The sequence below is a fragment of the Flavobacterium soyae genome, from assembly GCF_021245985.1.
GTDB lineage: Bacteria > Bacteroidota > Bacteroidia > Flavobacteriales > Flavobacteriaceae > Flavobacterium > Flavobacterium soyae.
In genome coordinates this window covers 172,250-183,969 of the sequence record NZ_JAJQXA010000010.1, presented here as the reverse complement: position 1 = coordinate 183,969, position 11,720 = coordinate 172,250, and the positions used below count along the sequence as shown (strand labels likewise).

General features: G+C 34.0%; 12 protein-coding genes. 2 read left to right on the top strand and 10 right to left on the bottom strand.

Annotated elements, in window-relative coordinates; all coding sequences use genetic code 11:
- Positions 1–233 precede the first annotated feature (233 nt).
- The gene (locus LUU93_RS14355) at positions 234–2,135 is read left to right on the top strand and encodes a S9 family peptidase (RefSeq protein ID WP_232681833.1); all 1,902 of its coding nucleotides are present in this window, start codon (positions 234–236) and stop codon (positions 2,133–2,135) included.
- A 178-nt stretch (positions 2,136–2,313) separates the two neighbouring features.
- A complete protein-coding gene (locus LUU93_RS14350) occupies positions 2,314–4,752 on the top strand; it encodes an ATP-binding response regulator (protein ID WP_232681832.1) in 2,439 nt (812 codons plus the stop codon).
- Here the strand turns inward: LUU93_RS14350 and LUU93_RS14345 are convergent.
- The 10 genes from LUU93_RS14345 to rpmF form a co-directional block, all read right to left on the bottom strand.
- The gene (locus tag LUU93_RS14345) at positions 4,749–6,101 is read right to left on the bottom strand and encodes a sigma-54-dependent transcriptional regulator (RefSeq protein ID WP_232681831.1); all 1,353 of its coding nucleotides are present in this window, start codon (positions 6,099–6,101) and stop codon (positions 4,749–4,751) included. The two genes, LUU93_RS14350 and LUU93_RS14345, sit on opposite strands and share 4 nt — an antisense overlap.
- 129 nt (positions 6,102–6,230) lie before the next feature.
- A complete protein-coding gene (locus LUU93_RS14340) occupies positions 6,231–6,527 on the bottom strand; it encodes a PepSY-like domain-containing protein (RefSeq protein WP_232681830.1) in 297 nt (98 codons plus the stop codon).
- 16 nt (positions 6,528–6,543) lie between these two features.
- On the bottom strand, positions 6,544–6,840 hold the full coding sequence (locus tag LUU93_RS14335) for a hypothetical protein (RefSeq protein ID WP_232681829.1): 297 nt from the start codon (positions 6,838–6,840) through the stop codon (positions 6,544–6,546).
- 18 nt (positions 6,841–6,858) lie between these two features.
- The gene (locus LUU93_RS14330) at positions 6,859–7,149 is read right to left on the bottom strand and encodes a hypothetical protein (protein ID WP_232681828.1); all 291 of its coding nucleotides are present in this window, start codon (positions 7,147–7,149) and stop codon (positions 6,859–6,861) included.
- Between the two features lie 24 nt (positions 7,150–7,173).
- Positions 7,174–7,473 (bottom strand): hypothetical protein, encoded by a 300-nt coding sequence (locus LUU93_RS14325; RefSeq protein ID WP_232681826.1) that lies wholly within the window; start codon positions 7,471–7,473, stop codon positions 7,174–7,176.
- A gap of 69 nt (positions 7,474–7,542) precedes the next feature.
- The gene (locus LUU93_RS14320) at positions 7,543–7,839 is read right to left on the bottom strand and encodes a hypothetical protein (protein ID WP_232681825.1); all 297 of its coding nucleotides are present in this window, start codon (positions 7,837–7,839) and stop codon (positions 7,543–7,545) included.
- A 546-nt stretch (positions 7,840–8,385) separates the two neighbouring features.
- Entirely contained in the window at positions 8,386–9,732 is a 1,347-nt protein-coding gene (gene accC, locus LUU93_RS14315) for an acetyl-CoA carboxylase biotin carboxylase subunit (protein ID WP_232681824.1), read from the bottom strand.
- Between the two features lie 110 nt (positions 9,733–9,842).
- Positions 9,843–10,331, bottom strand: coding sequence for an acetyl-CoA carboxylase biotin carboxyl carrier protein (accB, locus tag LUU93_RS14310; RefSeq protein ID WP_232681823.1), 489 nt, complete (start codon positions 10,329–10,331; stop codon positions 9,843–9,845).
- Positions 10,332–10,354: 23 nt separating this feature from the next.
- Positions 10,355–11,353: a beta-ketoacyl-ACP synthase III gene (locus LUU93_RS14305; RefSeq protein ID WP_232681822.1), complete on the bottom strand. Its 999-nt coding sequence runs from the start codon at positions 11,351–11,353 to the stop codon at positions 10,355–10,357.
- Between the two features lie 172 nt (positions 11,354–11,525).
- Positions 11,526–11,720 (bottom strand): 50S ribosomal protein L32, encoded by a 195-nt coding sequence (rpmF, locus tag LUU93_RS14300; RefSeq protein ID WP_008465217.1) that lies wholly within the window; start codon positions 11,718–11,720, stop codon positions 11,526–11,528.

The window sequence follows — 11,720 nt, the reverse complement described above, 5'->3', positions numbered from 1 at the left end:
AAATTTTTAAATTCCAAATTCCAAACTTTGCTGTTGATTTTTTTAATAACCACGAATTCACGAATTATTTTTTGATAATCTTTGAGAATAAAATTCGTGAATTCGTGGCGAATAAAATTTTTAAAGACAACGTTTTGGAATTTGGAATTTTAACAATAATTTGGAATTTGGAATTTAACTATTTGGAGTTTAAATGTTGTATTTTTAGCGCACAAAAAAATAGAATTTTTATTATGAAAAAAGTATTATTAACAACCTTAATAATGATGAGTTTAAACGCTATCGGGCAGAATGTTATGTCTCCGGAATTATTATGGAAATTAGGCAGGGTTACTCCGCTTGGAATTTCTAAAGATGCAAAAAATGTAGTTTTTAAGGTTTCAACACCTTCTGTAGAAGAAAACAAATCTCATTCTAAATTTTACACCATTCCGATAAACGGAGGAAATGCAGTTGAAATTAAAGACACAAAAGACGTTTTAGCAGATAAAAATGTTTCGCCTGACGGAAAATATTTAGTTTATAATGAAGAAGTAAAAATCGACAAAGTTTTAGGTAAAGATTTTTATCCAAAATTAGATAAATCTGATGCCCAGATTTATGATGGTTTAGATTATCGTCATTGGGACACTTGGAACGAAGGAAAATTTAATCACGTTTTTTATAAAGAAAACAAAGACGGTGCAAAAGGAACCGACATCTTGAAAGGTGAAACTTTTGATTCTCCGCAAAAACCTTTTGGAGGCGATGAGGATTATATCTGGTCGCCAGACAGCAAAAGCATTTTTTATGTGTGCAAGAAAAAAGCAGGAACGGCTTATGCTGTTTCTACAAACACCAATATTTATGAGTACAATTTAGAAACTCAAAAAACAACCAATAAAACTGAAGATAATTTAGGTTATGACACAGCGCCGCAATTTTCTCCAACAGGAAATTTATCTTGGTTACAAATGAAACGTGACGGTTACGAGTCAGACAAAAACGATATTATTGTTGAGTTTAAAGGAATCAAAACTAATCTAACAGCAAACTGGGACGGAACTGTAGATAATTTTATCTGGAGTAAAGACGGAAAAACGGTATTTTTTGTTGCGCCAATTGACGGGACAAAACAACTTTTCTCTGTAAATTTTCCTGGTTTAACTAAAATTGCAATTCAAGTTCGCCAATTAACAAACGGTGATTTTGACGTAAATGATTTAGTTGGTTTTTCTGGAGATGATATCATCGTTACGAGAACGGATATGAATCGTGCTGGTGAGATTTTTTCTTTTAATTTGAAGAAAAATACCTGGAAACAATTATCAAACATCAATACTGAAACGTACAAAACTTTAGCATTAAGCAAAACGGAGAAACGTTATGTTACTACAACCGATGGTAAAAAAATGCTGGTTTGGGTTATTTTACCTCCAAACTTTGATGCTTCTAAAAAATACCCAACTTTATTATTCTGCCAAGGCGGACCTCAAAGTGCGTTGACACAATCGTATTCTTTCCGTTGGAATTTCTCTTTAATGGCGGCAAAAGGTTATGTGGTTGTGGCACCAAACCGCCGTGGTATGCCGGGACATGGTGTTGAATGGAACGAACAAATTAGTAAAGACTGGGGCGGACAAGTTATGGACGATTACCTTTCGGCAATTGATGATGTGGCTAAAGAAAGCTACGTTGACAAAAGCCGCTTAGGATGTGTTGGTGCAAGCTACGGAGGATATTCTGTATTTTATTTAGCAGGAATTCACAAAAACCGTTTTAAAACTTTTATCGCTCACGATGGTGTTTTCAATACTGTTTCAATGTTAGGAACTACTGAAGAAGTTTTCTTTAACAACTGGGATTTTGGCGGACCTTACTGGGAAAAAGATAATGCTGTGGCTCAAAAAGCGTACACTACTTTTAATCCTGCAACTTTGGTTCAAAACTGGAACAAACCTATTTTAATTTTCCAGGGAGGAAAAGATTTCCGTGTGCCAATTGGGCAAGGACAAGAAGCTTTTCAGGCTGCCCAATTAAGAGGTATCAAAAGCCGCTTTGTGTATTTTCCAGATGAAAATCACTGGGTTTTAAAACCGCAAAATGCACAGGTTTGGCAGGGAGAATTCTTTAAATGGTTAAACGAAACTCTTTAATGAATTATAAAAAACAGAATTGGCCGCAGTATTATTTATATAATCTGCGGCTATTTTGTTTTTAAAACCTTTGAATTATGTAAATATTTGATTTGCTTTTACTTTTCTTAGATGGAAATTTTAAATAAATTGCAGTAAATTGTAATAAGAGAACTTCGTAAACGCCAAATAAACACTTATGGAAAGCAAAAAAAGTTATACAGCACTTAAGGTTTTATTCAGCTATGTTGCATTACTTGCTTTGGTGGTTACTGTGGGGTGGTTTCTATATTCAGAAAATGTAGTTTACAATAAACTCGAAGACAAAATTGCCCAGGAAAAAACCAAAATCCTCCGCGTAAGTAAATTGTTTTCGAATGTCTATAAAACAGAGAGTTTAGCAAGGAAAACTATTCAAACCAATTCTGAAAACGATTTTAAAAGTTATGTTATTGAAACCGATTCTTTAAAAGCAAGAATTGACACTTTAAAACAAATCGTTACTACAGAATATCAAAAAACACTTTTAGACAGTGTTACTTATTTGTTGTCTGAAAAAACAGAAAACATCAGACAGTTAAAAACCATAAAAAACAAAGCCGAAGACGAAGTTTCTGTAAATAACGCCATTGACGAAATTACCAAAATGGAGTTTAATCTTCGAAAACTGGAACTTCAGGATTTTACCAAAAACCCAAATGAATTAGGCAGTTATCAGCGTAATGTACTGCAAAAATATGTGGATTATTTAAACCAGAATATTCCAGATGACAGTACAAACACGCTTAGTAAAAAAGCATCAGATTCTATTTTAGCCAATTCAAAAAAACTGCTCAGTAATGTAAAACTGAAAGCAGAAAAGAAAAAAGAAACGCTGAATTTTGAGGAAAATAAATTACTGAAAAATGAAATTGCAATCTCAGAACAACTTCGAAAAGTATTGCGAATTATCGAAAGGGAAATTATCATCAATTCGATAAAAAATAACTCTTTAAAAGAAAAATCACTTAAAAAAGTCAATGAGATTGTAACGGCTTCGGCGATTATTGGTTTAATATTGACGATCTTTTTTTCTATTTTAATTGTGAGCGATTATTCGAAATCACAGCTGTATAAAAAACAGCTTGAAATAGCAAATTTTAAAACCAAGAATTTATTAAAAAGCCGTGAGCAGTTAATCTCAACAGTAAGCCACGATTTAAAAACGCCTTTGAGTACAATTGTAGGTTATTCTGAACTTTTAGGCAATTCTGATATTAATACAAAACAGTCTTATTTCGTAAAAAACATCAAAAATTCATCTGAATATATTACGCAGCTTGTTCAGGATTTATTAGATTTTTCGAGAATTGAAGCCGGAAAGATTACAATTGAAAAAGTTCCGTTTTTTCTTCCTGAAATTATAGAAGATACTGCGAAAAATATTCAGACTGTTTACAAACAAAAAAACATTGATTTGATTATTAATGTTGATGAAAAGCTAAATACCAAAATTGTTGGCGATCCGTTTCGACTGAAACAAATTTTGACCAATATTATTGGAAACGCTTATAAATTTACAGAAGAAGGTCATATCAAAATCAGTTCTTATGCAACTGAAAACGAAAACTTTTATGTTATTACAATAACAGATACCGGAATTGGAATTGAAAAAGGCAATCAAAAATTAGTTTTTGAAGAGTTTGCCCAGGCGAATGAAAATATCGAAAAGAAATACGGCGGAACTGGTTTAGGACTTGCAATCTGTCAAAAAATAGTTTCGCTTTTAGGAGGGAAAATAAGTCTCGAAAGTACTTTTGGAAAAGGAAGTACATTTGAAATTAAAATTCCTCTGGTTTTTGATCATAGCGAAATTACAGTTGAAGAAATAAAAAGAAATATTGCAGAAAACACGAATAAACAAACTTTTATTGTAATTGACGACGACATTAATCTGCTTAATTTAACCAGCGGTGTTTTACGACAGGAAGAACATCAGGTTTTATCTTTTAATAGTGCTGTAAAAGCATTAGAAGCCATTCAGGACACTAATTTTGATTTTGTGATTACTGATATTCAAATGCCGGAAATGGACGGATTTATGTTTCTAAAAAATCTTCGAAATTCTGAAAAAGGTACTTATAAAAACCAGCCCGTAATTGCCTTAACGGGAAGAACAGATTTAGATGCTGCCGTTTATACTGAAGCCGGTTTTACAACAGTTGTAAACAAACCGTATTCGCCTAAAATATTGCTGGAAACGATTCAGCATATTCTGGATAATGATACACTGCCAAAAGTAAAAATAAATACAGTTGAAGAAACTGCTTCTTCTCAACTTTATACTTTAGATACTTTAAAAGAATTTTTACACAATGATAGAAATGCCTTAAATGATGTATTAAAAGCTTTTATAATAAGCAGTAACGAAAATTTAGAACTGCTCGAAAATGCTGTTAATGAAAAAAACATTCCTGAAATAAATTCTATAGCACATCGTATTGCACCAATGTTCAGGCAGATAGAAGCACGCGATATTGGCACAATATTAAAAACACTGGAACAAAATAATCTTGAAATTTCAGACTTGAAAGATATTTATGCAGCTCTTAAAGCAAAAACAAACAAACTTTTTGCTGCTTTAGAACAAGAAATCTAATCGATATTGTAGTGCTTTAATTTATTGTAAAGTGTTTTTCTGGTAATTTTAAGCAGTTTGGCCGCTTCAGATTTATTATTCTGCGTTCTGTTTAACGCTTGAATAATAGCTTCCTTTTCATTATCTGACAAAGAAAAACTTCCGCTGAAACCTGATTGTTTCTGAGCCTGAAAAAATTCAATTGGCAAAACATCACTTTCAATAAAATCACCTTGTGTTAAAAGTGTAGCACGCTTTACACAGTTTTGCAATTCACGTAAATTTCCCGGCCAGCTGTAATTTTGAAAAATTGAAACAACTTCCGGCGAAAATCCTATTACCTCTTTATTCAACTGCTGATTGGCTTTTTCAAGGAAATAATCGGCAAAAACCATTAAGTCTTCATCGCGGTCTTTTAAAGATGGAGACTGAATAGAAAATTCGTTGATTCTATGGTACAAATCTTCTCTGAAATCGCCGTTTTTTACTGCCTCTCGTAAATCTTCGTTTGTAGCGGTGATAATGCGGATATCGACGTTTATTTCTTTATTGCTACCAACAGGCTTAATTTTTCTTTCCTGAAGCGCGCGCAATAACTGAATTTGGTTTTCATAGGAAAGATTTCCTATTTCATCCAGAAAAAGAGTTCCGCCGTTTGCTGCTTCAAAATACCCCATTTTGTCGCTGATTGCTCCGGTGAAAGATCCTTTTAAATGCCCGAAAAATTCGCTTGCCGCCAGCTCTTTTGGAATTGCTCCGCAGTCTACTGCAATAAAGTTATTATTTTTTCTTTGGCTTTGCTGATGAATGCTTTTGGCAATAATTTCTTTTCCTGTTCCGCTTTCACCAATGATTAAAACTGACATATCTGTTGGACTTACCAATTGAATATGATCTAAGAGTTTTTTTGAAGCAACAGAAATTCCGCGTACAAATTCATTTTCCGCAGCAACAGGTTTCTTTATCGATTTTTTTTGTTTAACCGGAACTTCATTTTCTTCTTCGATTCCTGGAGTCTGCAGTGCATTTGTAATTACAAGCAAAACTTCATCCGGATTGAAAGGTTTCGAAATATAATCGGCCGCGCCATTTTTAATTGCTTTTACGGCAGTATTGACGTCAGAATATCCGGTCATTAAGATTACCGGAATTTCAGGATGTGAGTTTTTAATTTCAGACATAAGTACAATTCCGTCAGAATCAGGCAGACGAAGGTCTGTCAAAATCAAATCGAATGATTCATTTTTGATTGCCGATCTGGCTTCTAAAGCAGAAAAAGCGATGCTTACTTCATATTGGTTTTTTACTAGAAATTTCTCTAATAATTTGCAAAACGAAATATCATCTTCTATTACTAATATCTTTGACATGTGATTGGAGGGACTTTTTTGCTAAAATAACACTATTAAAGTTATAATTTCTTAAAATTATGCGAAAAAAAAAGAGATTGCGTTGCGCAATCTCTTTTTCACCAAAAACATAAATCTAATTTCACCTAATTATATCTTCAACCAGTTGCCATTGACATCTGAATACACAGTAGCCTTTTGGTCCCCAACTGATATTTCAAGTTTATATTCTTTTTTATCATTAACATACGCTTTCTCCAGTTTTGCATTTGGATAAGCAGTTTGCAGAGCAGTCTTTACAGCTGCCGGGACAACATCTGTGCTAATTTCAGTATATTCTGTCTGAACGGAAACTGTAGTTTGTGCATTATTTGGAATTATCGCCGCTATTGCAGAAATTGACAAGCTCCCTAAAAGAATAGCTGCTGAGATGGCTAACTTTTTCATATTGCTCTGTGTTTAATTATTTTTTAATGATATTTCCTGAAGCATCAGTAAAAAAAGTATATTTCTTACCTTCTTTTGAAATTTCAAGTTTGTACTCGTCCTTAGCATTTTTCCATGCTTTTTCCAGTTTAGAACCTACAAACGATTTTTCAATTGTAGATTTTACAGCTGCCGGTACGGCATCTGGTGCAACTTCAGTATATTCATCCTGAATGTTTACTGATTTAATTACTGTATTTGATTCTGATGGAACTGCTGCCTGAATTGACAAACCACCCAAAACAATCGCTGCTGATAAGATTAACTTTTTCATAATACTTAAGATTTATAGTTATTTTTTTAAAATGTTTCCTGCTGCATCAGTGTAGACGATTGATTTTTCGCCTCTCACTGAAATTTCAATTTTATACTCTTTTTTTGAATTCACATAAGCTTTTTCAAGTTTTACACCAGGATAAGCTTCATCCAGAGATTTTTTAATCGCAGCCGGAACAGCATCGACTTCTTTATAATCATCTTGATATTTAACTGAATTCACTGCCGGGCTGGTCAGGCTCGCATTTTCTGCTTGTATTGACAAACTTCCTAAAAGAATAGCTGTCGATAGGATTAGCTTTTTCATAGTAATAGTTTTTAGGGTTAGTTTTTACTTATTTTTTACCCAGGATCCATCTGCGTTAGCATAAAGAAAGCCTGCTTTTTCTCCAACTGTTATTTCTAATTTGTATTGAGAAGAACTGTTTTTGTATGCTTTACTAAGAACTGCATCCGGATATGCTTTTTTAAGTGCATCTGTTACCGCTGCCGGTACTTCTGTTACATTAATTTCTACATAATCATCTTGTAATGATACTGCTTTTACGATTGTATTTGTAATTGGCGAAGTTGAAGCAAATGATGTTAAACCTCCCAAAACGATTGCGGCTGATATAAATAAATTTTTCATGACAATTATTTTTTAATATTCGTAACTTAATCTTAGTATTCTTAATTTGGATTTTCACAGCACATAAGATTATTTTTTAATCCAGGTTCCATCGGCATTAGCAAAAAGATTTCCTACTTTATCGCCTACTGTTACATCCAATTTATATTCTGACTTTTCATTTTTGTAAGCTTTAGTAATTACTGCATTAGGGTAAGCTTTTTTCAAAGCTTCAGTAATTGGAGCTGGTAATTCTTCTAATTTAATTTCAACGTAATCATCTGCAATAGAAACAACTTTTACAATAGAATTTGTTATTGGAGAAGTTGAAGCAAATGATGTTAAACCTCCTAAAACAATTGCGGCTGATAAAAATAAATTTTTCATAATGTGTATATTTTAATAGTTAATAGTTTGTTTACACTTTAGATAAAGAAACTATTGTGCCGAAAATAATGTATCAACCTTAAAACCTCTTTAAAGCCTGAAATTAAAGGGATTACTTAAAATGCACCAAAAATAGAAATAGGATAAAAGTGTGTATTTTATAGAATAAGTGTGTAAAAAGTATACACTTATTGTGTATACTTAGCTATTTTAAATAAGAAGCTATTTATTCCATAGGAATATCTCATTGGTAGAATTTAATTTGGTTCATCAGTAGACGTTCCGTAGGAACGTTTGATTATCGAATAATAAATTCCGTTGGAATAACAAATATCCTTTTGTTTAAACTGGACTGAAGTCCAGCTCTACAATATAATTCGTTCCTTTGGAACTTTGAAAAGAGCCTTTGGCTCTATATTGCCGGCCGGATTTTAATCTGGTGTATGTATAGATACATAAAACAAACCCGACAGGTTTTTACAACCTGTCGGGCTTGACTTAGAGAAATCCCTAAAATAAAAAAGACCGTCGATGACGGCCTTTAAATTATTCTGGACTATTCATTTTGAAAGTATCCATAAATGCAGTTGTATAATCTCCTGCAATATATTTTGGATCATCCATTAATTGTCTGTGGAAAGGGATTGTAGTTTTCACACCTTCGATTACGAATTCGTCAAGAGCCCTGCGCATTTTGCTGATGGCTTCTTCGCGAGACTGCGCTGTTGTAATTAACTTAGCAATCATTGAATCGTAATTTGGCGGAATGCTGTATCCTGAGTAAACGTGAGTATCTAAACGAACTCCGTGTCCTCCCGGCATATGAAGCGTAGTAATTTTCCCTGGTGAAGGACGAAAATCGTTATAAGGATCTTCTGCATTAATACGGCATTCGATAGCGTGTAATTCTGGTAAGTAATTTTTTCCTGAAATTGGAATTCCGGCAGCAACCATAATCTGCTCACGAATTAAATCGTAATCAATTACTTGTTCCGTAATTGGGTGCTCAACCTGAATACGGGTATTCATTTCCATGAAATAGAAATTTCTGTGTTTGTCTACAAGAAATTCTACAGTTCCAGCTCCTTCGTATTTAATAAATTCTGCAGCTTTTACAGCAGCTTCTCCCATTCTTGTACGTAAGTCATCTGTCATGAAAGGCGAAGGCGTTTCTTCAGTAAGTTTTTGGTGACGACGCTGCACAGAGCAGTCTCTTTCAGAAAGGTGACACGCTTTTCCGTAAGAATCTCCAACAACCTGAATTTCGATATGACGTGGTTCTTCAATAAGTTTCTCCATGTACATTCCGTCATTTCCAAAAGCAGCAGCGGCTTCCTGACGCGCACTTTCCCAAGCTTTTAAAAGCTCTTCTTCTTTCCAGATTGCACGCATTCCTTTTCCACCACCACCTGCAGTAGCTTTCATCATTACTGGGTAACCAATTTCTTTAGCTACTTTTTGTGCATGTTCGTAAGATTCTAATAATCCGTCTGAACCTGGCACACAAGGAACTCCTGCAGCTTTCATTGTAGCTTTTGCAGAAGCTTTATCTCCCATTCTGTCGATCATTTCAGGAGCCGCACCAATAAATTTGATTCCGTGCTCCTGGCAAATTTTTGAGAATTTAGCATTCTCCGAAAGGAAACCGTATCCTGGGTGTATTGCATCTGCATTTGTAATCTCTGCAGCAGCAATAATATTTGACATTTTTAAATACGATAAGTTACTTGGAGGAGGACCAATACAAACCGCTTCGTCGGCAAATTTAACATGCAGACTTTCTGCATCGGCTGTAGAATAAACTGCAACAGTTTTAATCCCCATTTCCTTGCACGTACGAATTACACGAAGTGCAATTTCTCCTCTATTCGCAATTAATATTTTTTTAAACATCTTATTTTAATTAGATAATTAGACAATTTGATAATTAGATAATTTTAGATGCCTGATGTATTAATTCTGTCAGATCAATCTAAAATCTAAAATCTAAAATCTAAATTTATTTATGATGGATCTACTAAGAATAAAGGTTGGTCAAATTCAACTGGAGACATATCGTCAACAAGAATTTTTACAATTTTACCTGAAACTTCTGATTCGATTTCGTTGAATAATTTCATTGCTTCAATTACACAAAGAACATCCCCTTTTGCGATAGTGCTTCCTACTTCTGTAAAAACTGGTTTATCTGGAGATGGTTTTCTATAGAATGTTCCAATAATTGGAGATTTTATAGTAACATATTTAGAGTCAGCAGCAGCAGGAGCCTGAGTTTCAGCAGCTGTATTTACAACTATTGGAGCTGTAACTTGCGGCGCAGCTTGCGGCAATGCAGCCTGAGCTGGTAATTGCTGTACATAAGTAGTCTCTGTAACATTTCCTTCTAAAGTTGTTCTGATCGTGATTTTTACATCATCCATTTCTAACTTCACTTCCGCAACTCCCGAATTTGCTACAAATTTGATTAGGTTTTGAATTTCTTTTAAATCCATAATGATTCGTTTTTAGTTTTAATTTATTTTTTATCGTAAGCCCATTTCAGGTAAATAGATCCCCAAGTGAATCCTCCTCCAAATGCAGCTAAAATAATATTATCTCCTTTTTTGAATTGATGTTCAAAATCGCTAAGTACCAAAGGTAATGTTCCTGAAGTTGTATTACCGTATTTTTCGATATTAACTAGTACTTTAGACTCTTCAAGTTCAAGTCTTCCTGCAGTAGCATCGATGATGCGTTTGTTTGCCTGGTGCGGCACTAACCAATCAACGTCCTGATTCGTTAAATTATTTCTTTGCAAAATTAATTCGCTGGCATCAGCCATATTAGTTACAGCATATTTAAATACTGTTTTACCATCTTGCATTATATTGTGCTGTCTGTTTTTTACAGTCTCTTCTGAAGCTGGGATTAAAGATCCTCCCGCAGGTATTTTAAGAAAATCACGTCCTACACCATCACTTCTTAAATATTCATCCTGTAAACCTAAACCTTCATAATTTGGCTCAAACAAAACAGCTCCTGCCCCATCACCAAAAATAATACAAGTTGCTCTGTCTGTATAATCTACAATTGACGACATTTTATCTGCACCTATTAATAGTACTTTTTTATATCTTCCAGATTGTACATAAGCCGCAGCAGTTGACATTCCGTATAAGAAACTTGAACAAGCCGCCTGCAAATCGTATGCAAATGCATTTGTTGCTCCAATTTCTGTTGCAACATAAACTCCTGTAGAAGCCACCAGCATATCTGGTGTTGCTGTCGCCATGATAATCATATCTATCTCCAGCGGATCTATATTTGCTTTTGCTATTAAATTTTTTGCTGCTTGTATGGCAAGGTAAGATGTTCCTTTGTCAGCATCTTTAAGAATTCTTCTTTCTTTAATTCCGGTACGAGTGGTAATCCATTCGTCATTGGTATCTACCATTGTTTCCAATACTTTGTTAGAAAGTACAAAGTCTGGTACATAAGCTCCAACAGCGGTAATTGCGGCTGTGATTGTATTCATTATATTCTATTATTTCCTTTCAAATATTATTATTTGAAAAATTTTTAAAAGACTCGAAAATTACAAAAAAAAATGTAACGAATTTGCGTGTATTTTCTTAAAAAGCAAAAATTATAACCAACAAAAAAAACTCTCACTATGTGAGAGTTCTAGTATAACTTACAAAAACGTATTAAGCAACCGCTTCAGATTTATCGATAACAACTTGCCCTCTGTAGTACATTTTACCTTCGTGCCAATAAGCTCTGTGGTATAAATGTGCTTCACCAGTGATAGGACATGTAGCGATTTGAGCTACAGTAGCTTTATAATGTGTTCTTCTCTTATCTCTTCTTGTTTTCGAGGTTTTTCTCTTAGGATGTGCCAT